At 71.1% G+C, this 26,078-nt stretch carries 19 protein-coding genes and 1 riboswitch; of the genes, 10 read left to right on the top strand and 9 right to left on the bottom strand.

Annotated elements, in window-relative coordinates; genetic code table 11:
• The first annotated feature begins 77 nt into the window (after positions 1-77).
• The 4 genes from OCEPR_RS04200 (at position 78) to dnaG (ending at position 7,909) form a co-directional block, all read left to right on the top strand.
• Entirely contained in the window at positions 78-2,528 is a 2,451-nt protein-coding gene (locus OCEPR_RS04200) for a BamA/OMP85 family outer membrane protein (RefSeq protein ID WP_013457462.1), read from the top strand.
• Positions 2,529-2,595: 67 nt separating this feature from the next.
• A complete protein-coding gene (locus OCEPR_RS04195; protein WP_013457461.1) occupies positions 2,596-3,018 on the top strand; it encodes a hypothetical protein in 423 nt (140 codons plus the stop codon).
• On the top strand, positions 3,019-6,174 hold the full coding sequence (locus OCEPR_RS04190) for an adenylate/guanylate cyclase domain-containing protein (RefSeq protein WP_013457460.1): 3,156 nt from the start codon (positions 3,019-3,021) through the stop codon (positions 6,172-6,174).
• Entirely contained in the window at positions 6,149-7,909 is a 1,761-nt protein-coding gene (gene dnaG, locus OCEPR_RS04185) for a DNA primase (RefSeq protein ID WP_013457459.1), read from the top strand. Before OCEPR_RS04190 ends, dnaG begins: the two co-directional genes overlap by 26 nt.
• Positions 7,910-8,509: 600 nt before the next feature.
• Here the strand turns inward: dnaG and queA are convergent.
• From queA to OCEPR_RS04150, 7 genes are all read right to left on the bottom strand, one after another.
• Complete coding sequence (queA, locus tag OCEPR_RS04180; protein ID WP_013457458.1) at positions 8,510-9,529, bottom strand: tRNA preQ1(34) S-adenosylmethionine ribosyltransferase-isomerase QueA; 1,020 nt, start codon at positions 9,527-9,529, stop codon at positions 8,510-8,512.
• Positions 9,526-10,080, bottom strand: a complete 555-nt coding sequence (locus tag OCEPR_RS04175) for a LabA-like NYN domain-containing protein (protein WP_013457457.1) — start codon at positions 10,078-10,080, stop codon at positions 9,526-9,528. The genes queA and OCEPR_RS04175 overlap by 4 nt, the downstream gene beginning before the upstream one ends.
• A complete protein-coding gene (locus OCEPR_RS04170; protein ID WP_013457456.1) occupies positions 10,077-10,820 on the bottom strand; it encodes a metallophosphoesterase family protein in 744 nt (247 codons plus the stop codon). Before OCEPR_RS04170 ends, OCEPR_RS04175 begins: the two co-directional genes overlap by 4 nt.
• A 28-nt stretch (positions 10,821-10,848) precedes the next feature.
• Positions 10,849-13,467 (bottom strand): phosphoenolpyruvate carboxylase, encoded by a 2,619-nt coding sequence (locus OCEPR_RS04165; RefSeq protein ID WP_013457455.1) that lies wholly within the window; start codon positions 13,465-13,467, stop codon positions 10,849-10,851.
• Positions 13,464-14,222 (bottom strand): TIGR00282 family metallophosphoesterase, encoded by a 759-nt coding sequence (locus OCEPR_RS04160; RefSeq protein WP_013457454.1) that lies wholly within the window; start codon positions 14,220-14,222, stop codon positions 13,464-13,466. Before OCEPR_RS04160 ends, OCEPR_RS04165 begins: the two co-directional genes overlap by 4 nt.
• A 7-nt stretch (positions 14,223-14,229) precedes the next feature.
• Complete coding sequence (locus tag OCEPR_RS04155; RefSeq protein ID WP_013457453.1) at positions 14,230-15,744, bottom strand: ABC transporter ATP-binding protein; 1,515 nt, start codon at positions 15,742-15,744, stop codon at positions 14,230-14,232.
• Positions 15,745-15,809: 65 nt separating this feature from the next.
• Positions 15,810-16,892, bottom strand: a complete 1,083-nt coding sequence (locus OCEPR_RS04150; RefSeq protein WP_013457452.1) for a BMP family lipoprotein — start codon at positions 16,890-16,892, stop codon at positions 15,810-15,812.
• A 136-nt stretch (positions 16,893-17,028) separates the two neighbouring features.
• Between OCEPR_RS04150 and ligA the strand changes: the two genes are divergently transcribed.
• Genes ligA through OCEPR_RS04135 form a run of 3 tightly spaced genes read left to right on the top strand, consistent with a single transcriptional unit; the run spans position 17,029 to position 20,134 of the window.
• Positions 17,029-19,041, top strand: a complete 2,013-nt coding sequence (gene ligA / locus OCEPR_RS04145) for an NAD-dependent DNA ligase LigA (protein WP_013457451.1) — start codon at positions 17,029-17,031, stop codon at positions 19,039-19,041.
• An 11-nt stretch (positions 19,042-19,052) separates the two neighbouring features.
• On the top strand, positions 19,053-19,646 hold the full coding sequence (locus tag OCEPR_RS04140) for an SCO family protein (RefSeq protein ID WP_013457450.1): 594 nt from the start codon (positions 19,053-19,055) through the stop codon (positions 19,644-19,646).
• Positions 19,646-20,134 (top strand): hypothetical protein, encoded by a 489-nt coding sequence (locus tag OCEPR_RS04135; RefSeq protein ID WP_013457449.1) that lies wholly within the window; start codon positions 19,646-19,648, stop codon positions 20,132-20,134. Before OCEPR_RS04140 ends, OCEPR_RS04135 begins: the two co-directional genes overlap by 1 nt.
• Here the strand turns inward: OCEPR_RS04135 and OCEPR_RS04130 are convergent.
• Both OCEPR_RS04130 and OCEPR_RS04125 read right to left on the bottom strand, forming a co-directional pair.
• A complete protein-coding gene (locus OCEPR_RS04130) occupies positions 20,103-21,167 on the bottom strand; it encodes a homoserine O-acetyltransferase family protein (RefSeq protein ID WP_013457448.1) in 1,065 nt (354 codons plus the stop codon). The two genes, OCEPR_RS04135 and OCEPR_RS04130, sit on opposite strands and share 32 nt — an antisense overlap.
• Position 21,168: 1 nt before the next feature.
• Entirely contained in the window at positions 21,169-22,443 is a 1,275-nt protein-coding gene (locus OCEPR_RS04125; protein WP_013457447.1) for an O-acetylhomoserine aminocarboxypropyltransferase/cysteine synthase family protein, read from the bottom strand.
• Positions 22,444-22,520: 77 nt separating this feature from the next.
• A riboswitch (SAM riboswitch) is annotated at positions 22,521-22,628 on the bottom strand.
• A gap of 128 nt (positions 22,629-22,756) precedes the next feature.
• On the opposite strand from OCEPR_RS04125, the gene udk reads away from it, so the two are divergent.
• From udk to csaB, 3 genes are read left to right on the top strand one after another with little or no spacing between them, the layout of a single operon-like run.
• The gene (gene udk, locus OCEPR_RS04120; RefSeq protein WP_013457446.1) at positions 22,757-23,377 is read left to right on the top strand and encodes a uridine kinase; all 621 of its coding nucleotides are present in this window, start codon (positions 22,757-22,759) and stop codon (positions 23,375-23,377) included.
• Positions 23,374-25,095: a DUF5693 family protein gene (locus OCEPR_RS04115; RefSeq protein WP_013457445.1), complete on the top strand. Its 1,722-nt coding sequence runs from the start codon at positions 23,374-23,376 to the stop codon at positions 25,093-25,095. The genes udk and OCEPR_RS04115 overlap by 4 nt, the downstream gene beginning before the upstream one ends.
• Positions 25,080-26,078, top strand: coding sequence for a polysaccharide pyruvyl transferase CsaB (gene csaB / locus OCEPR_RS04110; RefSeq protein ID WP_013457444.1), 999 nt, complete (start codon positions 25,080-25,082; stop codon positions 26,076-26,078). Before OCEPR_RS04115 ends, csaB begins: the two co-directional genes overlap by 16 nt.

Here is a 26,078-nt window from a genome sequence, read left to right as displayed (position 1 = left end):
GATCGCCTCGTAGCTCACGATATTACGTTACCACACGGGTCTCACGCCCACTTCACCCGTGGCGGTAGCATCAGGGTATGCGACGTTACCTGGTCCTCGTCCTCCTGCTCACCGGCTTCGCCCTGGCCGCCCCCCTCGCCGAGATCCGCATAGAGGGGGCGGACCCGGTGCTCACCGCGCTGGCGCGCGTGGCCCTGCCCGTGGAACCCGGGCAGGACACGGCCTCGATCGACCTCGAGGCCGTGCGCGCCGCACTCATGGAGAGCGGCTACTTCCGTAAGGTTGAGGTCGCCCTCGAGGGCGACGTGCTGCGCGTCCGGCTCGAGCCCAACCCCCCGATCGCAGGGGTGGAGGTGAAGGCCGAGGCCTTCGCCCCCGAGGAACTCGCGCAGCTCCTCGGGGACGAGCTCGCGCTCGGTCCCGGCGCCACCTACAACCCGGTGCGGGCGCGCGAGGGGGCGGACCGGCTGGCCTCGTTCTACCGCGAGCGCGGCTTCCCCTTCGTGCCCGAGGTGACGCTCGAGACCCGCGAGGGCGAGGGCGGCGTGCAGCTGGTCTATACGGTCAAGGAGACGCCGCCGGTCAAGAAGCTGGCGCTCGAAGGGGCGACCGTCTTCCCCGAGTCCGAGCTGCGCGCGGCCTTCAAGCCGCTGCTCGACCACGGAAGCTTCGCCTGGGACCTGTACCGCGCGGCCGTGGACCAGGTGAACCGCACTTACTTCGACGCCGGCTACCGCTTCTCGGGCGTCGACACCCGGCGTTCGCGGCTGGAGGACGGAGTGCTCACCGTCTTCGTGCGCGAGCTCAAGGTCGTGGAGGTGGACGCCTCGGCGCTGGGCGGGGTCCAGCCCCAGGTGCCGCTCGGCCAGGTGCTCAACTACGACCGGCTGCTCGACGAGATCGCCCGGCTGTCGCGGCAGCTCGAGCGAGAGGTCCGGCTGCAGCTCGAGCCCGTCGGCAGCGACGGGGTGCGCGTCGTCCTCACCCCGGGGGCGGTCCGCTACGGCAAGATCCGCGAGGTCCGCATCGAGGGCGCGACCGCGCTGGACCCGGAAACCCTGAAGTCGCTGCTGCGGCTGGAGCCGGGCGACCTCTTCTCGCCCGAGCTGGCCCAGGAGGACTTCCTGAGGATCCAGAAGGCCTACCGGGAGGCGGGGTACGAGATCCGCCCCCAACCCGATTTCGCCTTCAAGGACGGCGTCTACGTGCAGAAGGTACACGAGCTGCGCATCGAAGGCTACCGCCTCGAGTGGCAGGGGGCGCACAACACCCAGGACTTCGTCATCCTCCGCGAACTCCCCCGCCCCGGCGAGCTCTTCTCGGTTCCCGCGATCCGCAAGGGGATCAGCAACCTGCTGCGCTCGGGGCTGCTCGCCGAACCCCCTGCGGTCTCGACCGCCCCCGGAACGGCGCCCGACCGCGTGGTGCTGGTGCTCGGCCTCAAGGAGGCCAAGTCCACCGTCCTGGCGCCCGCAGTGGCCTGGTCCAGCATCGAAGGCTGGAGCGGCCAGGCCACGCTCGAGAGCAAGAACCTTTGGGGCCGCGCCCACCAGGCCAGCCTTAACCTGACCTTCGGCGAGAACGACGCGGGCGACAACCTGACCCTGCGCGCCAGCTACAACATCCCCTGGCTCTGGCTCGACGCGCTCGACTTCCAGCAGGTGCCCACCAGCCTCAGCCTCAGCATCTACACCTACCCCCAGGGCAACCTGCCGCTCGAGGACGCGAACGGGAACGACACCGGCTGGGAGTACACCGAGCGCCGCAGCGGCGGCAAGTTCTCCATCGGCCGCCCCTGGTCGGGCGAGCTCGAGAACCTGAAGGTCTTCGCCAACCTGGACGCGGAGTGGGTCTACCCCAAGCTGGAGGTCTACGACCCCAACAAACCCAGCACCCCCGACGAGGCCACCGCCCGCAGCCTGCTCCCCATCCCCTACCAGAGCTACTCGATCGGGGCCTCGGCCACCTACAGCACGGTCGAAAACCCCCAGTTCCCCAGCCAGGGCTTTACCCTCACCGGATCGCTCGCCTACGGCCTCAACCTGCCCTACGGCGGCGCGCTCAGCCAGTTCGTGCCGGGCTGGGTCAACTTCAAGACCTACACGATCGTCGAGGGCGACCCGCGCCAGGTCTTCGCCCTGCGGGCCTCGGCGGGCGCGGTCCTGGGGGATCCGCCGGCGAGCCGCGTCTTCTTCCTCGGTGGCAACCAGACCGAGATCGCCACCCTGCGCGGCTACAACCCCATGGAGCTCTCCGGCCGCTACCTGCTGGGCAGCTCGCTCGAGTACCGCTATGACTTCAACCTGCAGACCGCGATCAGCCAGACCGTGATCGGCATCCTCTTCGTGGACGTCGGCTCGGTCTGGAACCCCGGCGAGGCGCTCGACCTCAAGACCGGTTTCGGGGCCGGGGTGCAGCTGAACCTGGGTTACGGCTCGGTGCTGCTGCCGGCGCTGCGCTTCGACTACGGCTTCAGCGCCGCCCACCCCAGCGGGGTCTTCCACTTCCGCATCGGCCCCGTCTTCTAGCCTCCCCGCGGCGTACCCCCTTGACTGGGGGTACGCTTTTCGGGCAGGACCAATTTAAACTGTTCTCATGGCCTACGAAGAAGGGCCCGAAGCCTTCGCGGAACGGTTTGCGGAGTACGCGGTCGCGGTGGAGCTCTTGCCCCAGCCCTTCGGCTACCCGCTGCTGGAGGCGGTAACCCCCGTGGGCGTGCTCTACCCCTTCGACCGCGGGGCGCCGCCGTCGCCGAGCGGGCCCGTCGAGCTCGTGCTCCACGCCGTGGTGGCCTCGTTCCGCTACCGCAAGCAGCCCCCGGGCGTCCAGGCCCTCGCGGGCGGCCGCCACCGCCTTTGCGGACGCGTCCAGCGCGAGATCGCACCGGGCTTTTACCTGCTCGACTGCGGCCTGCCGCTGGTGCTGGCCTCGGACGAGCCCCTGGAGACGGGGATGGAGATCGAGGTCACCGCCGAACCGCCCCTGATGGCCTTCCGCAGCGAAGGGGGGCGCGTCTAGGTGCGCTGCTCCCGCTGCGGCGCGCGCAACCCCGAGGGCTTCCGTTTCTGCGGGCACTGCGGCCACCCGCTCAGCCCGGCCCCGCTGCCCCAGCGGCGCTGGGCGACGGCCCTGTTCTTCGACCTCACCAACTTCAGCCGCTACACCAGCGCCCACGACCTCGAGGAAACCCACCGCACCGTCCACCGCCTGCTCGAGCGCGCCCGCGACTGCGTGACCGCGCAGGGGGGCTACGTCGACAAGTTCTTCGGCGACGGCATGCTCGCGGTCTTCGGGCTGCAGAAGAGCCGGGAAAACGAACCCATGCGGGCGCTGCAGGCCGCCGCCTGCATGGTGGAGGCCACCCAGGAGGGCTCGCCGGAGCTGCTGCGCGGCCGCGTGGGGCTGGCCACCGGGCTGGTGCTGCTCGGCCCCCTGGGCAGCGAGCAGGGGCAGCACCAAACCGTGATCGGCAACCCCGTCAACCTGGCCCAGCGCCTGGCGGCGTCGGCCCCCGGCGGCGTCGTCTGGCTCGACCAGGTCACCGCGCAGCTGGTCCCCGAGGCCAACCTCGAACGCCTGAAACCGCGCCTCTTCAAGGGTTTCCGCGAACCGCAACCGGTCTGGGTCTTCCACGGTTGGGGTGCGCGCAACCACCCCCTTTTCGGCCGCGAGCGCGAGCTGGAGCAGGTAACCGCCTGGATCCTGGAAGCCGAGCAGGGCGGCGGCCGGGTCGCGGTCATCTCGGGGCCGATCGGCGCCGGGAAGACCTTTCTCGTCGAAGAGGCCCTGCGCCGCAGGTCGGGCCGGCTGCGCACCCTCCACGTGCCCGACCTCGAGCTGGGGGTCCCCCTGCGCGAGACCCTGCAACAGGTGCTCACGCGCGGGCTGGGGCTGCCCCCCGAGGCGATCCTGGAGCGCCTCCCCCTCGCGGACCTCGACCGGCGGGTCCTCGCCTACGCGCTGGGCCTGGAGCCGGAGCGGCCCGCACCGCCGGAAGACCTGGAAAGCACCCTGGTCCGCAGCTTCCGCCGCATCCTGCAGCACCTCGCCGACGAACGCCCGACCGTCGTGGTGGTGCGCAGCGGGCCGCGCGACCACGTGCTGCTCGAGCGCATGCTCCAGGGGCTGCGCCGCGAGCCGCTGCGCGGCTTGACCGTGCTGGTGCTGCGGCGCTCGCCGGCCTCCGGCGCGGATCTGGTGCTCGGGCCCCTCAAACCCAAGGACGCCGACGCCTACCTGCGCCACCTCAACCCCGAACTCTCGCCCGAAGAGCGCGCGGCGATCTACCGCGAAAGCGGCGGCCTGCCCCTGGCGCTGCGTTTCCTGGCGCTTTCGGGCGACCCCGGCACCTCGGTGATGGCGGCCTACCAGTCGCGCCTGGACACGCTGCAGCCGCTCCACCGCAAGGTCCTGCTCTACGCCGCGCTGGGCCAACCGGGAAGCTGGACGGGCCTGATCCAAGAGCTCCTCGGGGAGGACGCGCGCGACGCCGTGGACGATCTGGTGGCCGACGGGTACCTTCTGGCGGAGCCGGCGGCGCGCGATGACGAGACGATCCTGCGGGTGGCGGATCCGCTCCTGCAGCGCGCGGCCCGCCTCTTCCTCTCGCGCGAGGAACGCCGGCGTCTGCACGAAGCGTACTGGCGCTGGCTCGAACAGCGGCCCGGAGGCCGGCTGGCCGCGCTCGCGGCCGAGCACGCCCTGCTCGCAGGACGGGAACGCGAAGCCGCCCGCGCCTACCTGCGGGCCGGGGACGCGCAGAAGCGCGAGGGCATCTTCCGCGGGGCCGAGCAGCACTACCTGACGGCGCTGCCGCTCTTGCCCGAAGCGGAGCGGTCCGAGGCGCGGCTGCGCCTGGCGGCGCTGCACCTCGAAGGCGGCTCGCCGGAAACGGCCTTGCGCTGGCTCGAGCCGGAAACCTCGGAGGAGGCCGTGCGCCTGACGGGCCTCGCCCAGGCGCGCCTGGGCAGGGTGCGGGAGGCCCGCGTCAACCTGAGCCGCTACCTCAAACTTCGCCGCGGCGACCCGGAGGTGACGCTGGCGCTGCTGGCGCTGGAGCCGGCCGCGGAACGACTGCAGCGGCTGCGCGCCATGAGCATCGACGGCACCGTAGAGCAGCAGGCCGCCTACGAGCGCCTGCTCGCCGAAACGCTGGCGCAGCTGGGCCGGTTGGAGGAGGCCGCCGCGGCGATGCGCACGGCTTACCGCCTCTACCTGCAAAGCCACAACGAAAGCCGTGCGGCGGAGGCCGCCCTCGCGATCAGCGGCTTCGAGTGGATGGCGGAGCGGCTCAACGTCGCCGCGGAATGGGCGGACCGCGCGGTCGAACACGCGCGCAAGGCGCACCCCGGGCTGGCCACCACCGCCTGGAGCGTGCGTGCGGGCCTGTGGCTCGACCAGGGCCGCGCCGGGGCCGCGCGGGCGGCGCTCGATCAGGCGGAGCAGCACCTGGACCACGCCCGCACCCCCGACGAACGCGCCCGCATTCACGCCATCCGCATGCGCTTCCTCATCGAGACCGGCCGCCTGGCCGAGGCCGTCGCCCTGGGTGAGGAGGTCTACCGCTCCGAACCCCATCCCTGGCTGGCCGCCAACCTGGCGCTGGCCTACGCCCTGCGCGGAGGGCGGCGCGGCGAACGGCGCTTCCGCGAGCTGCAACGACGCCACGCCGCCGCGGCCACGCCGCCGGGCCGGCTCCTCTTCGCGCTTTCCGAGGCGCTGCGCACCTGGCGGAACGGCGGCGACCCGGTGCCGATCCTCAAGGCCGCGCGCAAGGAGGCCCGCGCCAGCGGGCCCTACCTGCACTACCTGACCCTGATCCTCTGGGGCCTCTACCTGATGCAGCGCCACCCTCAGAAGGCGCTGGCGCTCGCCCGCCACCTGCAACGGCGCGCCAGCGCCGGAGGCTTCGTCGTCGTCGGGGAGACCGCGCGGTTGCTGCGTGCGGAGGTGGCGCTGGCGCAGGGCGAGCCCATCGAACACCTGTTGCGCTTCGAGGCCTCGCTGGCGGCGCAGGAGACCTGGCGCCGCTCCCTCCTGCTGCAGCTGGAATCGCCCGCCCCCGGACCCGCCCGCGGGCTGGGCGGCTACGGTATCCTGGGGGCGTGGGCCCGCCTGCGTTGGCGCGAGGCCCGAACCCACGGAACCCATGGATCCTCGCGAAGAAATCCGTAGCCGCCTCGACTTCAAGGCCGTCGTCGAGCGCTACGTGCCCTTGAAGCCCGCGGGCAAGGGCCGATGGAAGGGGCTCTGTCCGTTCCACAACGAGAAGACGCCCTCGTTCTACGTCGACGAACAGAAGGGGATGTTCTACTGCTTCGGCTGCAAGGCCGGCGGCGACGCCTTCAAGTTCGTGCAGATGATCGAGGGCGTGGACTTCCGCGAAGCCCTGGAGAAGCTCGCACAGGAGACGGGGGTGGAGCTGCCCGAGCGCGGGCCGGCGCACCGGCCCAGCAAGGACCTGATCGAGGTCAACCGGCTGGCGCTCAGCTACTTCCGCAACCACCTCGAAGGCGCGGCCCTGGCGTACCTGCAGCGGCGCGGCCTCGAAGAGGCGACGATCGAGCGCTACGCCCTGGGTTTCGCCCCGAAACGGTGGGACGGGCTGGTGAACTTCCTGAAGCGGCACGACGTCCCTCTCAAGCTCGGGCTGGAGGCGGGCGTGCTCGCCGAAAAGGACGGACGCGTCTACGACCGCCTGCGCGCGCGGGTGGTCTTCCCCATCCGCGACCCCATGGGCCGCGTCGTCGCCTTCACCGGGCGGGCGCTCTCGGACGAGGATGCGCCCAAGTACCTGAACACTCCAGAAAGCGACGTTTTCAAGAAGAACCGCCTGCTCTACGGCTACCCGGAGGCGCGCAAGAGCATCCGCGATCGCAAGCGCGCGATCGTGGTCGAGGGCCTCTTCGACGTCCTCGCGCTGGCCCAGATGGGCTGGACCGAGACCGTGGCGGTGCTGGGCTCCGCGCTCTCGCCCGAGCAGGCGAAGCTTCTGGAACGCGCCGAGGCCGAACGCCTCTACCTGGCCTTCGACGCCGACGAGGCCGGGCGGCGGGCGACCCTCGCGGGGCTCGACGTCGGGGTGGCCCGCCGCTTCCTCACCTTCGCGGTGCTGCTGCCCGAAGGCCGCGATCCGGGCGATCTGCTCACCGACCCGGGGGGCAAGGCGGCCTTCGCACGGGCGCTCGACGACGCCCTGCCGGAGGTCGAATTCCGTTTCGCCGCGGCCGCCGAGGGCGCGGACCTGAACACGGCCGAGGGCAAGCGCCGGGTGCTCGAGCAGCTGCTGCCGCGCCTGACCGACGCCGAACCCTTCGACCCGGTGGCCGAGGCCCTTAAGGCGGTGATCGTGGACCGCCTGGGGCTCGATCCGCGGGCGCTCGAGGACCTCGTCCATAGCCAGCGCCGGCGCAAGCGCCCGGTCGTGGAGCGCGCCCAGGTGGCGGCGGCGACTCAGGACTCCGGCGACCGCCTGCTCCTCCTCGAGCTGGACGTGATCGCCCAGCTGCTTGCGGTCGAGCCGAACCAGCTCGCGGACTGGGTGCGCTACGTGGAAGACCACACCTGGCCTCCGGACGACGCGTTCCTGGCCGAGTTCATCCGCGTGGCCGAAGAAGAAGGGTACAAGCCCCGGCGCATCCTCGACCGCTTCGCGGGCCGCGGGGAGGGGGGACGGCTCTTCGAGCGGCTGATGCTCTCGGGCAGCGAACACCCCGCCGAGCACAAGGAACACCTCGACAAGAGCCTCGCCCGGCTGCGGGAGGGCTACCTGCGGCGCAAGCGCGCGCGGCTCACGGCGGCGTTGAAGGAAGACCCCGAACGCGCCCTCGAGATCCTCAAGGAGATCCAGGAGCTCGACCACGCCATCGAGGCCGAGCGCCGCCTCTACCGGGCGAACAACGGCGGCTGAGCCCGGCACGCCTCTTTCGAACGGCCCTGGTCCCTGCTTTTTCTTGTTAAAAACCAACCCGGGTTTTCGAGGTCTGAACCCCACGCGCCCCGCCAGAACCGGCGGCACCATTGGCGTCTTTGCCGCGGCCGCGAGCCATCCGCTCCGGTTCGTTCATGGCACCAAGTTGCGGCGGCCAGGTCGTGGCGCATCGGCGCGGCAGGGGCCCGATTGGTCGGCTTCGCCGGGGTGTGGGGTGAATCAGGATGTGGGATGTCGGGTGTGGGATGTGGGAAGATCTCCTTTTGTTATTAATATGCCGTTTACAGCCTCGTCAACGGGCTTTTCGAGAAGGCCCGTCTCCTACACCCCACCTCCTGCTTCCTGATTTTCTCGTATCCCCGGACGAGGCAACCGAAGGTTGCCGAGATCCGGGAGCCTGCCAGGAACTCGATTCAGGGCCTGCCCTGAACTTGATTCAGGGTCCATGCTGGGCAGTAAGTCAAGATTCAGTTGCCGTAGACGGACCAACCACAAGCTACGAACCGCGAGCCACGGGCCACGCCACACAGTCCCGCTACCACGTACTACGTACCACGTACTACGAACTACGCACCCCCTTCACACGATCACCATCGCGTCGCCCAGACTGAAGAAGCGGTAGTCGCGCGCGAGCGCCTCGCGGTAGGCGGCCATCGTGACCTCGTAGCCCGCGAAGGCGGCCACCAGCATCAGCAGGGTGCTGCGCGGCAGGTGGAAGTTCGTCACCAGCCCGCCGACCACCTGGAAGCGGTAGGGCGGGCGAATGAAGAGCCGCGTCTCCCCCGCCCCGGGGCGCACCCCTTCGCCGGGTGCGAAGGCCGCCTCGAGCGTGCGCACCACCGTGGTGCCCACCGCGACGACCCGCCGCCCCTCGGCGAGCGCGCGGTTCACCCGCGCCGCAGCCTCCGCGGGCACCTCGTAGCGCTCCGCGTGCATGCGGTGCTCCTCGATCGCCCCTTTCACCGGCTGGAAGGTGCCCGGCCCCACGTGCAGCACCACCCGCGCCTGCTCCACCCCCATGGCCGCAAGCTCCTCCAACAGCCGCGGGGTGAAGTGGAGTCCGGCCGTGGGCGCGGCCACCGACCCTTCGCGGCGCGCGTAGACCGTCTGGTAGCGCTCGGGGTCCACCGGGCGGTGGATGTAAGGCGGCAGGGGCGTCCGGCCCAGGCGTTCCAGAAGTGGGCGCACCGGCCCGGAGAAGACCAGGAGGCGCAGCCCCTCGTCGTCCACCGCCGCCACCTCGGCCGCAAGCTCTCCGAAACGCACCCGCGCCCCCGGCCGCAGCCGGCGTCCGGGGCGGACCATCGCCCACCAGCGCTCGGGCGCCTCCTCCCGCACGAGCAGCGCCTCGACGCGCGCGCCCCCCTCCTTGACGCCGAAGATCCGCGCCGGAATCACCTTGGTTTCGTTGAAAACGAGCAGGTCACCGGCGCGCAAAAAGCGCGGCAGCTCGAAGAAGCGGGCGTGCGCGCGCACGCCGCGGCCGCGCTCGACCACCATCAGGCGGCTGTGGTCGCGCGGCGAGGCCCCCTCCTGGGCGATGCGTTCTTCGGGCAGGGGGTAGTCGTAGTCCTCGATCCGCCGTCCGGGTTCGCTCACTTGGTGCCGGGGTAATTCTTCTCGCGCTGGGGCATGAAGGGCTCGTCGATCTCGGGCAGGTGGGTGAACTGGTCCACCGCGTCGATGAGCTTTTGCGCCGTCGTCTCCTTGAAGGCGATCACCTCGACGCGGATGCCCTTCTCCATGAGCACCTCGAGGATGTCCACGAAATCGCCGTCGCCCGAGCCCAGCACCACTACGTCGAGCGCGTCCATGAGCCGCACCATGTCGGCGGCGATGCCCATGTCCCAGTTGCCCTCGTAGATGGGCTTGCCCTCGTCGGTGGTGTGGTGCACGCTCAGGTTCATGCGCCGCACCCGGTAGCCCATGGTGGAGAGCTTGTAGATGAAGGGCCAGGCCGAGGTGTCGTTCTCGCGCTCGACCACGTAGGCGGTGGCGCGCACCAGCTGCCGGCCCTGCACCGCACGCTTGAGCAGGCTCTCGAAGTTGACGGTGCGCTCGTAGTAGTCGCGCGCGGAGTGGTAGAGGTTCTGCGTGTCCACGAACAAGCCCACGCGCTGCATGGCGTTCCAGCCCATCGGGTGCTTCATGCCGGCGTCCTCCGTTTCAGGGGGTGGTGCAGGGTGTCCTCGCTGCCGTCGTAGTACTTGTGGCGCACCGTGATGGCCTCGTCCGTCAGGTCGATGATGGCGAAGCTGGGCCGGCCCTTGCCGCGCAGGCGGTTGGTGGTGGCCGTTCCGGCGTTGACGATCAGCATCTCCTCGAAGCGCCAGACCCAGGGCACGTGCTTGTGGCCGTTGAGCACGAGTTCGACCCCGTGGTCGACGAGGACCTTGAGCAGGTCGCCGGCGTCCTGCAGGATGTTGCGCTCGCGGCCGGCGCCCGGCACCGGAAGCAGGTGGTGGTGGGTGACGAAGACCTTCAGGTCGCCCTCCGCCGCCGAATCCAGCGCCTCGTGCAGCCAGGGGTAGATGCTGCGGCCGATCCGGCCCTCGTCGAGGTCGGGCTCGCTCGAGTCGGCGGCCACGATGTGCACGCCCGGCAGGCGCACGACGCGGTAGCGCGAGCCGTAGAGCTCCTCGAAGTGCACGTAGCCGACGTTGCGCGAATCGTGGTTCCCCGGCGTGACCAGCATGGGAACCTCGAAGCGCCCGGTCCAGCGCGCGGCCTCTTCGTACTCGTACGCCAGGCCGCGATCCGTGAGGTCTCCGGAGATCACCAGCAGGTCGGGGCGCTCGCGGTTGACTTCGTCCACGAGCTGCTCCATCAACTGCGGCTGGAAGTACTTGGAGGCCACGTGGATGTCGGAGATGTGGTAGAGGCGCGTCATGGCTACGGGACCATTCTACCCGGCCGCCCTAGCCGGTATTGCGCATCCCCGCGGCGATGCCCAGGATGGTCGACAGCAACGCCCGCGTCGTCGATTCGCGGTCGGGGCTCTCGGGCGGCAGCCGGCGGTAGCGGTAGAGCAGCTCGATCTGCAGGTGGTTGATCGGGTCGAGGTAGGGGTTGCGCAGCTCCAGGCTGCGGGCGAGTCCCGGGGCGTCCGCGAGCAGGGGCCGGCCGCGGGCCTTCTCCAGAGTGGAAAGGGCGGCCTCGTGGGCCCGCTCGATCGCGGAGAAGAAGCGTCCGGCCAGCTCGGGATCGACCAGGCGGAGGTAGCCGCGGGTCACCTCGAGGTCGGTCTTCGCCAACGAGAGCTCCGCGCCCTCGAGCACGCTTCGAAAGAAGGGCCATCCGTCGTGCATCTCGCCGAGGAGGGCCGGGTCGATGGCCGACAGCCCCTCGCCCAGGCCGTACCACCCCGGAAGGTTGGCGCGCACCTGGGTCCAGGCCATGACCCAGGGAATGGCCCGCAGGTCGCGGATTTCCTGAATGCGGCCGTGGCGGTAGACCGGGCGCGAGGCGATCTTGAGCGCGGCGATCTCGCGGATGGGGGTGAGCTGCTCGAAAAAGGCGAGAAAACCCTCCGACCCCAGGAGTTCGCGGTAGACCTGCGCCGAGCGGGCGGCGGCGGCCTCGATGGCCGCGACCCAGGCCGGCTCTGGCGCAAAGGCGGCCTCGGGGCCGTACCCGGCGTCGCGCGCCGCGGCCAGCCAGAGGTGCGCGATCGTCTCTTCCAGGCTGCGCAACGCCAGGTCGGGGTGGGCGTACTTGTCGGCCAGGGCCTCCCCCTGCTCGGTGATGCGGATCTCGCGCCCCACCGTGCCCACCGGCAGCGCCGCGATGGCGCGCCCCGCGGGACCGCCGCCGCGCGCCGTGGAGGTGCCGCGACCGTGAAAGAAGCGGACGCTGACGCCGGCGGCCCGGGCGGCCTCGGCGATGCGCTGCTGGGCGGTGTAAAGGGCCCAGTTGGCCGCGAGGTAACCCGCGTCCTTGTTGGAGTCGGAGTAACCGATCATGACCTCGAGCGCCCCCCGCGCCTCGACCTGGCGGCGGAAGACCGGGTTGGCGAGCAAGCGCTCGACGGTGCGGCCCGCGGCGTCGAGGTCGGCCAGGGTCTCGAAGAGCGGCACCACGTCGAAGGGCGCGCCGCGGTCGGGGCGGTAACGGCCGGCTTCGCGCGCCAGCAGCAACACCTCGAGCAGGTCGGCGGGACTCTTGGTCATGCTCACCACGTAGGCCCCGCGGCCGTCCCAGACCTCGAGCGCGCCCAGCGCCCGCCGCAGGGCCTTCCCCCGAGGGCGGTAGCCCACGGGGGCGAGGGGGCGTGCCGATGCGAGCTCGCCGGTGAGCCAGGCCTCGCGGCGGTCGTCGGACCACTCGGGGTAGTCGTCCGCGAGCCCCGCGGCCGCGACCAGCTCGGCGACGGCCTCGCGGTGCTCGCTCGCCTCCTCGCGCAGGTCCAGGTCCGCGAAGCTGAGCCCGAAGGTGCGCGCCGCCTCTTCGAGGGGCCGCACGCCGCGCGCGGCGAAGGCCGAGAACCCCATCGCCTCGAGCGTCCGCCGCAGCCGCTCGAGGTCGCCGGCGAGCTCGCCGGCGTCGCCGTAGGCGCCGGGCCCCGAACCCAGGGTGTGCTCGAGCCGGTAGTAGACGCCCATGAGGTAGCGCCGGAGCGGCTCGCCCTCGAAGCGGGGCGCGCGCTCGATCAGCGCCAGCGCCCGCTCCGCCGCTTCGCGCAGCTCGCGCGGGACCGGCAGCCGGCGCTCGGAGACCGAAAGGTCGCGGACCAGCTCGTCGAGCTCGCGGCAGAAGTGCTCCACGTAGAGGCGGCGGGCGTGGTCCTGCGCCCAGGCCGTGACCTCGGGGGTGACGGCCGGGTTGCCGTCGCGGTCGCCGCCGATCCAGCTGCGGGTGCGCACCGGACTCTCCGCCTCGAAGCGCTTCCCGAAGGCCTGCTCGAGCGCGGCCTCGATCCGCTCCACCAGGCGCGCTTGCGCCGACCAGAGGCTTTCGGGTAGGTAGTAGAGCGCCCCCTTGACCTCGTCCTCCACGGTGGGCTGGGTGCGGCGCAGCTCCTCGGTGGCCCACAGCAGCTTGACCCGCTCGCGCACCGCCGCCCGGTCGCCGCGCGCGAGCGCGTCGCGCAGGCGCTCGAGGTGGTGGCGCACGGTGCGCCGGCGCGCTTCGGTGGGGTGCGCGGTAAAGGTCAGCCACAGCCGCATCGAGCGCGCCAGGCGCGCGGCCTCCTCCGGCGGAACGCCCCAGGAGGCCAGGGTACGGGCCGCGCGCGCAAACTCGCCTTTGGCGTCGGCGGCCGTGTGCACCCGGTGGTAGGACTCGGCCAGGTTGGCCAGGTAGAAGAAGCTCGTGAACGCCCGCGTCAGCCCTTCGGCGCGGTGGAGGTCGAGGCTGGCGACGAGGCGCACCAGCGCCGCGCGCTCGGCGTCGTCGGGCCGCTGCCGCAGCCGCTTGGTGCGCGCGCGCACCTCCTCGACCAGTTCGTAGAGGCGTTCGCCGCTGACCTCGCGGATCGCCTCCCCCAGCGCCCGGCCCAGCCGGTCCACGTCGCGCCGGAGCGCCTCGGGCAGCGTCACGGCTCCTCCCAGCGGTAGGGGCTGATCGCCTGCACCCGGGGCCCGTCGAAGACGAGCTCGGTGGCCACGAAGAGCGCCGGCCCTTCGGCGCTGCGGAAGGGCTGCGGCCGCGCGGTGAGGAAGCGGTCGAGGAAGGTCTTCACCTCGCCGCCGATGATCGAGCGGTAGGTTCCGGTCATGCCCACGTCGGCCTGGAAGGCCGTACCCCCGGGCAGGAAGCCGGCGTCGAGGGTGGGGACGTGGGTGTGGGTGCCCAGCACCGCGGCCACCCGGCCGTCGAGGTAGAAGCCGAGGGCGTACTTCTCGCTCGTCGCCTCGGCGTGGATCTCCACGATCGCGGCGTCGTGCTCCACCTCCTCGAGGAGGCGATCGACGGTGCGGAAGGGGTCGTCGAGGGCGTCCATGAAGACGCGGCCCATCACCTGGATCACGAGCAGGCGGAACCCGCCGCGTTCGAGCACCCACCAACCCCGCCCGGGCGTTCCCGGCGGGTAGTTGGCCGCGCGCACGATCGGCTCGCGCTCGATCAGGTCGTAGACGTCCTTCTTGTCCCAGGCGTGGTTGCCCAGGGTGATCAGGTCGGCCCCCGCCTCGCGCAGGATGCGGTAGCTCTTCTTGTCCAGCCCCTTGCCGCCGGCGGCGTTCTCGCCGTTGACGATGACCCAGTCGTAGCGGTCGCGCACGTCGGGCAGGTGCATGGCCACGGCCCGGAGCCCGGGCCGCGCCACCACGTCGCCGACGAAGAGTACCCGCATGCGCCGCCTAGACCGCCGCTTCCAGACCGGCCATCAGCAGGCCGATCTGTTCTTCGGTCACCTCGTCCGGGCGCACCTCCCCCACGATCCGCCCCTCGTACATCACCAGGATGCGGTCGGAGAGGCTCATGACCTCGTTGAGGTCGGCCGACACGAGGAGCACCGCCATGCCCTGATCGCGGGCCTCGATGATGTTCTGGTGGATGAACTCGATGGCGCCGATGTCGACGCCGCGGGTCGGCTGCGCGGCCACCAGCAGCTTGGGGTTGCGCGCCAGTTCGCGCCCGACGATGATCTTCTGCGCGTTGCCGCCCGAGTAGCGCCGGCCGATCAGGTGGATGCTGCGCGGCCGCACGTCGAAGCGCTCGACGACCTCTTCGGCGTAGGCGTTGATCACCCCGTCGTTGAAGAAACCCAGGAAGCCCGCGTAGGGTTCGCGGTAGTGGTCGCCGAGGATGATGTTGTAACGGGTGGGGAATTCGAGGATCAAGCCGCGGTCGTTGCGCTCCTCGGGGATGTGGCTCACGCCCCACTCGCGCACCTTGCGGGCGCTGGGGTGCACCGCCTCGCCGTTGTACCGCAGCGTGCCCTTGAAGGGCCGCAGGCCGGTGATCACCTCGACGAGCTCCGTCTGGCCGTTGCCCTCGACGCCGGCGATCCCCACGACCTCGCCGGCGTGCACCCGGAAGGAAACCCCGTCCAGGCGCGGGCGGTGGCCGGCCCCCTCGACCCGCAGGTCTTCGGCCTCGAGCACCACCTCGCCGGGCTCGGCGGGCTTCTTCTGCACGGTCAGGATCACCTCGCGCCCCACCATCATGCGCGCCAGCTCGGCCACGCTGGTCTCGGGGGTGTTCACCGTGCCCACCACCTTGCCGTCGCGGATGACCGTCACCCGGTCGGAAACCTCCATCACCTCGTCGAGCTTGTGGGTGATGAGGATGATGGCGTGGCCCTTCTCGGCGAACTCGCGCAGGAACTTGAACAGCTCCTCCACCTCCTGGGGGGTCAGCACCGCGGTGGGCTCGTCGAGGATGAGGATCTTGGCGTTGCGGTAGAGGGTCTTGAGGATCTCGACGCGCTGCTGCGCGCCTACCGGCAGGTCTTCGATGATCGCGTCGGGGTCGAGGTCGAAGCCCAGCTCCTCGATGAGCTCGACCACGCGCTTGCGGGCAGCGGCGTAGTCGATGGCGGGACCGGTTTTGGGTTCCATGCCCAGAATCACGTTGTCGAGCACGGAGAGCGTGTCCACGAGCATGAAGTGCTGGTGCACCATGCCGATCCCCAGGGCGATGGCGTCCGACGGGGTGTGGACCTCGACGCGCCGCCCGTCGACGAAGATCTCGCCCTCGTCGGGTCGGACCAGCCCGTAGACGATCTTCATCAGCGTGGACTTGCCCGCGCCGTTCTCGCCCACGAGCGCCAGCACCTCGCCCCACTTGACCCCGAGGCTGATGTGGTCGTTGGCGAGCACCAGCGGGTAGCGCTTGGTGATGTTTTTCAGCTCCAACGCGAATTCGCTCACGCACGCAGTATACCAACCGAAGGGGCCGCCCCCGAGGGAGCGGCCCGCGTGGTTTCGCTAAGACTTTAGCGCGAGGAAGGAACCTTGATCTCGCCGCTGAGGATCTTGCGCTTGATGATCTCGAGACGGGTCACGACCGCCTGCGGGATCAGGGCCTTGTTGTACTCGTCGAGGGCGTAGCCCACGCCGTTGTTCTCAAGCCCGAACTCGTGGATGCCGCCGCTGAAGGTGCCGTCCACGACGCTCTTGATGGTGTCGTAGGTGGCCACGTCCACGCGCTTCATCATCGAGGTGAGCACGAAGTTGAGGGTGGCGGGGTTGTTGTCGGTGTCGCCCAGGTAGTTCTGGTTGGCGTCGACGCCGATCAGGAAGATCGGACGCTGGTCCTTACCGCAGGGGTTGCCGGGCACGTTGCGGAAGGGGTCGCGGATGAACTTCTTGCCGCTGATGCACTGGGTCTGCTTGATGTAGTCGAGCACGCCCAGGCCCGAGCCGCCGGCCGCCGCGTAGATGATGTCGGCGCCCTGCGAAACCTGCGCCTGCGCGATCTCCTTCGCCTTGGCCGGGTCGTTCCAGGCGGTGGGGGTGTTGCCCACGTAGTTGATGATGACGTTGCAGTCGATGCCGTCCTCGGCGCAGGCGTACTCCACGCCGGCCTTGTAGCCCTGCTCGAACTTGTGGATCAGCGGGATGTCCATGCCACCCACGAAGCCGACGGTGCCGGTCTGGGTGAGCTTACCGGCGATGTAGCCGACCAGGAACGAACCCTCGTGCTCACGGAAGACCAGGCTGGCCACGTTGGGAAGGTCGACCACCGAGTCGATGATCGCGAAGTTGATGTCGGGGAACTCCTTGGCCACCGCCTCGATCGCGCCCTGGTTGGCGAAACCGACGGCGATGATCAGGTCGAAGTCCTCCTCTGCGAAGTTGCGGATGCCCTGGATCACCTGGCTGGGATCGGAGGGCTCGAAGTCGAACAGCTCGATGCCCAGGTCCTTGGCGGCCTTCTGCGCGCCTTCCCAGGCCGACTGGTTGAAGCTGCGGTCGTTCTTACCGCCCGCGTCGAACGCGATACCCACACGAACCTGCGCCATCGCCAGGCCCATGAAGGCCGCCAATACCATGCCCAACACTGCCCATCGTTTCATACTCGACCTCCTTCAAGGTTTGCGTTCCTATGGCTCATCGCCAGCGCCATTATATGCCAGGGATGCGTGAAGGTCATGTAGGCGGCCGGAGGGGCGGCCTCATCCGGGTCCGAAGCGGCTTCCTATACTGGAAACCGTGACGAGGGAAGAAGCCGCGCGGCGGGTGGCCGAGCTGACCTGGGCCATCCGGCGTCACAACCACCTCTACTACGTGCTCGACCGGCCCGAGATCTCCGACGCCGAGTACGACGCGCTGGTGCGGGAGCTGGCCGAGCTGGAGGCCGCCTTTCCCGAGCTGCGCTCGCCCGCCTCGCCCACGAACCAGGTGGGGGCGGGGGTGCTGGGCGCCAGCTTCGAGCCGGTCACGCACCCGACCCCGCTCTATTCGCTGGACAACGCCTTCGGCCCCGACGAGATCGCCGCCTTCGAGGAGCGCGTCGCCCGGGCGCTGGGAACCGAGCCGCCGCTGGAGTACGCGCTCGAATACAAGATCGACGGCCTCTCGATCAACCTGCTCTACGAAGGCGGCCGCCTCGTCTGGGGCGCCACCCGCGGCAACGGCCGGGTAGGCGAGGAGGTGACCCAGAACCTGCTGACCGTCCGGGACGTCCCCTCGCGGCTCGAGGGCGCCCCCCCGCGACTGGAGGTGCGCGGCGAGGTCTACATGCCGCGGGAGGTCTTCCTGGAGCTCAACCGCGCGCGCGAGGAGGCCGGGGAGCTGCCCTTCAAGAACCCCCGCAACGCCGCCGCCGGCGCGGTGCGGCAGAAGGACCCGCGCATCGCCGCCGAGCGCCGGCTCGCGGCCTACTTCTACGGCGTGGGCGAGGGGGCGGCGGAACTGAGGGCGCGCACGCAGCTCGAGCTGCTCGACCGCCTGGAGGCCCTGGGCCTGCCGGTAGAGCCCCACCGAAGGAGCGCCGTGGGCGCGGCCGGGGTCGAGGAGGCCTACCGGCAGATGCTCGCCCGCCGCGACGCGCTGCCCTTCGAAGCCGACGGGGCGACCGTCAAGGTGAACGACCTGGAGGCGCAGCGCCGCCTGGGTCACACGGCCAAGTCGCCGCGCTGGGCCGTCGCCTACAAGTTCCCGGCCGAGGAAAAGGAAACCCGTATCGAAGAGGTCGTCTTCCAGGTGGGCCGCACCGGCCGCATCACCCCGGTGGCCCACCTGACGCCGGTCCAGCTCGACGGCACCACCGTCAGCCGCGTCACCCTGCACAACAAGGCCTTCATCGAGGAGCTGGACGCCCGCGTGGGCGACGCCGTGCGCCTGCACAAGTCGGGCGGCATCATCCCCGAGATCTTGCGGGTAATCAAGGAAAAGCGAACTGGCAAGGAAGAGCCGATCGTCTTCCCCTATCATTGTCCCGAATGCGGTGCCAATCTAGTGGAAGACGGCAAGATCCACCGCTGCCCCAACCCCCTCTGCCCCGCCAAGGCCTTCCAGCAGCTGCGCCACTGGGCGAGCCGCCGGGCGATGGACGTTCAGGGCCTGGGCGAAAAGCTGATCGAGCAGCTGCTGGAAAAGGGGCTGGTGAAGGACGCCGCCGACCTCTACCGGCTCGGTAAGGAAGACCTGGCCGGCCTGGAGCGGATGGGCGAGAAGAGCGCGGAGAACCTGCTCGTGCAGCTCGAGGAGAGCAAGGGCCGGGGGCTGGAACGCGCCCTCTACGGCCTCGGCATCCCCCAGGTGGGCGAGGCGCTGGCGCGCACCCTTGCCCGGCGCTTCGGGACGATCGAGAAGCTGATGGAGGCCGGCGAGGAGGAGCTGGAGGCCGTGCCCGACGTCGGCCCGGTGACCGCCGCCGAGATCCGCCGGGCGCTCGCCGACGAGCGCATGCGCAGCCTGATCCGGCGGCTAAAGGAAGCCGGGGTCAGCTTCGAAGCCAAACAGGCCCAGCCCGCCGAGCAGCCGCTCGCCGGGCTGACGATCGTCCTCACCGGCGAGCTCAGCCGTCCGCGGAGCGAAGTGAAAGAGGAACTCGAGGCCCTGGGGGCCAAGGTGGCCGGCTCGGTGAGCCGCAAGACCAGCTACGTCGTCGCCGGCCCCGGCGCCGGCAGCAAGCTGAAAAAGGCCCGGGAGTTGGGGGTGCCGGTGCTCGACGAGGCGGGCCTCGCCGCCCTGCTCGCCGAACGGGGCGCGGCCGGGTAGACTGGGGCGCGATGCAGCGGAACCTGATCCTCGCCCTTCTGCTCCTCGCCGCGGTGGGCGCCGCCTGGGCGCTCTGGCCGCGCACGCGTCCGCTCGAGCTCTCGGGGACCGTCCTGAAGAACCCCCGCCCCGCCCCCGAGTTCCGGCTCGAAAGCGCCTCGGGCCCGGTCAGCCTCGCCGACTTCCGCGGCAAGGTCGTCCTCGTCTTCTTCGGCTACGCCCACTGCCCCGACGTCTGCCCCCTGACGCTCAACCACCTGGCCCACATCTACCGCGAGCTGGGTGAACCCGAGCAGCTCCAGGTGCTGGCCATCAGCATCGACCCGGAACGCGACACCCCCGAGGCGATGGACCGCTACGCCAAGATGTTCCACCCCAGCTTCGTCGGCCTCTCGGGGCCGCCCAAGGCGATCGCCAAGGTCGCGGCGGGGTTCTTCGTCTACGTCCGCAGCGACGCCTCCGGCTACATCGACCACACCTCGACGGTGACGCTGATCGACCCCGAGGGCCGCATCCGCGTCCTCTACGGTCAGCAGCTCGTCGAGGACGAGACCGCGATGCTGCGCGACCTGCGCGCCATCCTGGAGCGGAAGGGCCGGTTCTAGTGCGACGGACGGGGCTCGTGCTGCTGGCGTGGCTGGCCGCCGTGGCCGCGGCCCACGCCGGCGACTTCATGGTGGAGAAGCTGCGCATCGTACGGACGCCGGAGGGCGTCTTCCTGGAGGGTCGGATCGTCTACCCCGCCTGGGACGACCCGCTCGAGCTCGAGGTCGTGGCCACCGACCGCGGCGAGGGGGTGCTCGAGGTGCACGAGGGCGACGCCTGGCGGACCGTCCGCGCCGTACCCATCCCCTTCGGGGTCACCAACTTCGGCGCCGCCACCCCGATGCGCATCCGCCTGACCGGCGGCCCCTACCGCCCCGGGGAGCAGGTGCCCGTCACCTTCCTCTTCCCCGCCGGGGCGCTGATGACCGCGCGTGCGGTCGTCGAGGGGCGGCCGAACCACGCCCCCTGGTTCTCGGCCCTGGCGCTGGGGCTGGCGCTCATCGCCTACCTGCGCGTCAAAACCCGAAGGCGCGCAAGATCCGGCTGACCTGGTCGCTTTCGATCAGGAAGCCGTCGTGTCCGTGCGCGCTCGTGATCTCGGCGTATTCGGAGCGCGCCGCGGCGGCCGTGCGCCGCACCTCGGCGGCGGGGTAGAGCAGGTCGCTGTCGATGCCCACGAAGATCGCCGGAGCGCTGAGGCGGGCGAGGGCCGCCTCCAGCCCGCCGCGGCCCCGCCCCACGTCGTGGGCGTCCATCGCCCGCGTGAGCAGCGCATAGCTGGCGGCCGAGAACCGTCGGGTGAACTTCGCGCCCTGATGGTCGAGGTAGCGCTCGGCCTGAACCGGGTCGTCCGCCCAGCGCTGCTCGAAGCCGGCGGGGTGACGGTAGCTGAGCATCGACAGCGCCCGACCCAGCGCCAGGTCGCCGCGGCGCGCCGCGGTGCGCTGCAGGTGCTGCCAGGCGCGCGCCCAGGGGCCCTGCCGCGCGGGCGCGGCGAAGACGGCCAGCGCCTGGGTGCGCTCCGGGAAGGTGAGCGCAAACTCAAGCGCCAGCATGCCGCCCATGCTGCCCCCGACCACGCGCGCCGCCGGCACGCCCAGGTGGTCGAGCAGGGCGGCCTGGGCCCGCACCATGTCGCGCAGCGAAAGCTGGGGGAAGCCGGGGTCTTCGTGCGGCCCGCTCGAGCCGTAGCAGCTCCCGGGCACGTTCATGCTCACCACGAAGTAGCGGCCGGTGTCGAGCGCCCGCCCCGGCCCCACCACCTCGTTCCACCAGCCCCGCGCCCCGAAGGCGCGCTCGTAGGGCGAGAGGGCCGCCAGGGTCTCGGCCGCATAGACGCCGGCGGCGTGGGCCGAACCGGTGAGCGCGTGGAAGACGACGACCGCGTTGTCGCGGGCGGGGCTGAGGGCGCCGTAGGTTTCGTAGCGAAGCTGCAGCGCGGGCAACGAAGCGCCGCCCTCCAATGTGAACCGTCCCAGACGCGCCCGCCGCGGCCGCGGGCGCAGATCCCCCGCGGCCGGTTCCGGAAGCAGCGCCCGCACCTCGTGCTCCCCGATCTCCTCGTAGACGAGCGTCGCCACCCTACCCCTCCAGCGCCGCCGCCAGGTCGGCCTTGAGGTCGTCCGGGTCCTCGAGGCCGACGCTGAGGCGCAGCATCTCCGGCGCCACCCCGGCGGCCTCCAGCGCTTCGGGCGCGAGCTGGGCGTGGGTGGTGGAGGCGGGGTGGATGATCAGGGTGCGGGTGTCCCCCACGTTGGCCAGGTGGCTGACGAGCTCGAGGCGGCCGAGCAGGCGCACCGCCGCGTCGTAGCCGCCGCGGAGGCCAAAGGTGAGCACCGCCCCCGGACGGCCGCCGAAGTAGCGCTGGGCCCGCGCGTAGCTGGGGTGGTCCTCGAGCCCCGGGTAGTTGACCCAGTCCACCTCGGGCCGCGCCCGCAGCCAGTGCGCCAGCTCGAGGGTGTTCTGCACGTGCCGCTCGGCCCGGAGGGCCAGGGTCTCGACGCCGAGCAGGAGCAGGAAGGCGTCGTGGGGGCTGAGCGCCGGCCCCACGTCGCGCAACCCGCCCACCCGGGCCGCGGTGGCCAGCACCGCCGGCTGGAACGCCTCGGTGGGCACCAGGCCGTGGTAGCTGGACTGGGGGGTGTCGAGGAGCGGATAGCGGCCGTTCGCCCAGTCGAAGCGGCCGCCGTCGACCAGCGCGCCGGCGATCGCCGCCCCGTGGCCGCCGATCCACTTGGTGACCGAGTGCAGCACCGCCGCCGCTCCGTGCTCGAGCGGCCGGAAGAGGTAGCCGCCCATCCCGAAGGTGTTGTCCACGAAGACGGCCACCCCCGCTTCCTCGGCGGCCTCGGCGATGGCGTCGAAGTCGGGGACGTGGAGGGCCGGGTTGGCGAGGCTCTCCAGGTACCAGACCCGGGTCCTCCCGTCGGTGAGTGCCAGGAACTCCTCGGGGCGCGCCTCGGGGCTGGTGAAACGGGTCTCGATGCCCAGGCGGGCGAGGGTGACCTTGAACTGGTTGACCGTGCCCCCGTAGAGGCCGGGCAGGCTCACCAGGTTGTCGCCCGCCTGCAGCACCGCGGTGAGCGCCAGGAACTGGGCGGCGTGGCCCGAGGCCACGGCCAGCCCCGCCGCGCCCCCTTCGAGGGCGGCGAGCCGTTCCTCCAGCACCGCCACCGTGGGGTTGCCGATGCGGGTGTAGATGGGCCCCGCCTCCTCGAGCGCGAACAGCCGGGCGGCGTGTTCGGCGCTTTCGAAGACGAAGCTGGTGGACTGGGCCACCGGAACCTGCCGGGGGCCTCCGGGCTCGGGGTCGTAGCCTGCGTGCAGCGCTAGGGTTGCGTACCGGTACTCGGGCATACCTGCTCCTTTCCGGGGAAAGAAAACTCCCCTTTCCGTTCGCTCTCTCGAAGACATCAGGAAAGGGGTTGCCCTTTCCCTTATCTTTCCCGCTCGCGCGGGCCGGAATTGGCACCAAGGCGTGGGTTTCCCCACCGGTTGCCGCGGTTTCACAGGGCCGGTCCCTCCACCGCTCTGGATAAGAGAACGCACCGGATTTTGGCCGCGCTCGGCGCGGTTAGGGCGAAGTCTAGCGGCTGCGGCCGCCGCTGTCAAGCACGTCCGGCGCGGCCCCATCCGGCTCACGCCGGCGGCTGGTATAAAGGGGAACGGCATGGAACGATTCGTCATCGGCATCGCGGGCGGCACCGGCAGCGGCAAGACGACGGTCACCCGCCGGGTGATCGAGGTGGTGGGCAAGGACCGGGTGGCCCTGCTGCAAATGGACAACTACTACAAGAACCAGGACCACCTGACCTTCGAAGAACGCACCCGGATCAACTACGACCACCCCGACGCCTTCGACATGCCCCTGTTGATCGACCACCTGAGCCGGCTGGTGCGCGGCGAGCCGGTCGAGAGCCCGCTCTATTCCTTCGTCGAGCACACCCGCGCGCGCGAGACCAAGCCCGTGGGCCCGGCGCCGGTCGTGGTGCTCGAGGGCATCCTCGCCCTCTACGACGCCGAGCTGCGCCGCCGCATGCACCTCAAGGTCTTCGTCGACGCCGACCCCGACGTGCGCTTCATCCGCCGCCTGCGCCGCGACGTGGACGAGCGCGGACGCAGCCCCGAGTCGGTGATCGAGCAGTACCTGAACTTCGTCCGCCCCATGCACATCGCCTTCGTGGAACCCAGCAAGCGCTTCGCGGACGTGATCATCCCCCACGGCGGGCACAACGAACCGGCGCTCGAGATGCTGACGAGCCGGATCCACCGCATCCTGGGGGCCGCGTGAAGAAGTTCCTGCACCTGCTGATGGCGCTCGCGTTGCTGCCCTCGCTGGCGGCGCTCCACGCCCGCTGGCAGGTGGAGCGCCCCGGCCCGGTGGTGCTCACCCTCGACGGCCAGGCGGTGCGCGAGGAGGCGCGGCTGCGCGGCCTCGACCTGGACGACCTGCTCGACCGCTACCGCGACCTTGGGGTGCGCGGCCTGGGCGTCTACGAGCTGCGCACCCAGGACTGGGTCGAGCGCGGCAAGGCGATCTACGCCGACGGCAACCTGCTGCGGCTCATCCACCCGGGCGGCGGCTTCGAGCCCGGTTGGTTCTACCTCTCGCCGCGGGATCCGGAGGAGCTCGAGCGGATCGCAAAGGCCTGGACGCTGCCCCAGCACCGCGTCGCCTGGCTCGACCGGGTCTGGATCGGCTTCCCCAAGGACGTGCTCACGATGCCCTTGGGGCCGGACCGCGGCTTCATCCTCGAGCGTTACCGCAAGGGCAACTACATCGTCTACCGCCCCTACAACGACCGCCTGCGCAGCTGGCCGCCGCCGCTGCCCGAACCGGTCCAGGCCGTCGTCTTCGCCGGCGAGGAGGTGCTCGGCTACCCCGACCGCCTGGACGCGACGGCGCGGCTGATCACCGTTCCGGTGGGCTTCGTCGAGGGCGCGCAGCAAAAAGGGCTGCTGCGGATCGCGCTGGACCACCCGACGCTGCGCGTCTTCAGCCTGCAGGCCGAGTGGCAGCTCAAGCTCAGCCCTGAGGCCGCCGCCGAAAAGTACCTGCTGGCGGCGCGCGAACGCGGGCACCAGATCCTCTACTTCCGCCCCTGGCCCGACCCCGAGAAGACCGAGCGCTTCATCCGCCGCGTCGAGCAGGGGCTGAAGGCGAGCGGGATCGCGCTGGGCGAACCCGCGCCGCGCACCCTGGAACCCCCGGCCTACGCCCGGTTCGCCTGGGTGGGCGTCCTCGCGGGGCTGGGCCTCTTGGCCCTCGCCTTCCCGCAGCCCCTCGGGGCGCTGCTGGCGCTGGGCCTGCTGCTGGGCGGCTTCGCCTACGCCGGCGGAGCGGCGGGACCGCTGCTCGCGGCCCTCGTCTTCGCCCCGCTGGGCTTCGTGCAGTACCGCCGGGGGCTTGCGGCCTGGCTCGCGGCGCTGGGCTACGCCCTCGTCGGGGCGGCCTTCCTGGCGGCGCTGGGCTCGAACACCCAGACGATCACCGGCCTGGTGCCCTTCAAGGGGGTGCTGCTCACGCTGGTGGTGCCGCCGCTGCTGGTGGCGCTGGCGGGGCTGCCCAAGGACCGCGACCTGCGCGGGCTGATCGCCACGGCCTGGGAACACCGGGTGCGGCTCGGCGAGGTGGCCCTGGCGCTGGTGGCGCTGGTGGCGCTCGCGGTGGTGCTGCTGCGGCGCGGCAACACCGAGTGGGTGCCGGGGCTCGAGCTGCAGCTGCGGGCGCTGCTGCAGGACTGGATGGTGCGCCCCCGCTTCAAGGAGATCTTCGGCCACGCCGTCGCCGTGCTGGCGCTGACCCAGCCCTGGCCCCGCTGGGTGCACGCGGGCCTGCTCGCCTTCGCGGCGCTGGCCGAGGCCTCGATCCTCAACACCTTCAGCCACTACCACTCGCCGCTCTTCGTTTCGCTGGCGCGGACGGTGAACGGGGCGGTGGTGGGGCTGGTCCTCGGGCTCGCGCTGGCCGCGGGCGTCTGGGCGGTGCGCCGATGGTGGTCGCGCTAAGCGGCTACTACGGCTTCGCCAACGCCGGCGACGAGGCGATCCTGCTGGCGCTGGTGCGCGAGGCGCGCCGGCGGGGCGTGGAGCCCGTGGTGCTCTCGGCCGACCCCCAGGCCACCGCGGAACTGCACGGGGTGGAGGCCGTGCCCCGGACGAAGCCCGCGGCGCTCGCCGCCCTCGCCCGCGCCGAGGGGCTGCTCTCGGGCGGGGGCGGGCTGCTTCAGAACAGGACCTCGAACCGCAGCCTCGCCTACTACCTGGGCCTCGTCTACCTGGCCCAGGCCCTGAACAAGCCCACCTGGATCTTCGGCCAGTCGCTGGGGCCGCTCAGCCCCTGGGGCCGCCGCTTCACCGCACCGGCGCTGCGGCGCAGCCGCGCGGTCGTGGTGCGCGACCGCGCCTCGCTGGAGCTAGCCCGCAGTTTGGGCGCACCGCCCGACCGCCTGCGCCTCGGCGCCGACGCGGCGCTCTTGCTCGAGCCGCCGCGCGTGAGCCGCGAGGAGGGGCTGGTCGTCGTCGTCCCCCGCGCCCGGGTGCCGCACGAGGCCAACCTGCGCCTGCGCGAAGTGGCCGAGCGGCTCGCGGCGCTGGGCTACGAGGTGCTGGTGCTGGGCTTCCAGCCGGGTTTCGACGAGCCGGCGCTCGAACTCTTCGACGGCTTCACCCGCGAGCTCAGCGGCGACCCGCGGCGGGTGCTCTACTGGATCGCCCAGGCGGGCTACGTCCTCTCGCTCCGGCTCCACGGCCTCATCCTCGCCGCGGCCGCCGGCACCCCCTACGCCGGCGGCAGCTACGACCCCAAGGTGAAGGCCTTCTGCGAGGAGAGCGGCGCCCCCTACTGGGAGCTGCCCGGCGACCCGGAGGCGATGGTGCGGGTGGCGCTGCACCGCACCGGACCCGACAAGAGCGCCCTGCGCGACCTGCGGGTGCGCGCGGCCGAGGGGTTCAACCACGTCTGGGGGCGGCCGGAACCCGGAACGACGTAA

The sequence above is a fragment of the Oceanithermus profundus DSM 14977 genome, assembly GCF_000183745.1.
Taxonomy (GTDB): domain Bacteria; phylum Deinococcota; class Deinococci; order Deinococcales; family Marinithermaceae; genus Oceanithermus; species Oceanithermus profundus.
The sequence above is the reverse complement of the archived record's forward strand: the minus strand, read 5'-3'. Positions and strand labels throughout refer to the sequence as shown.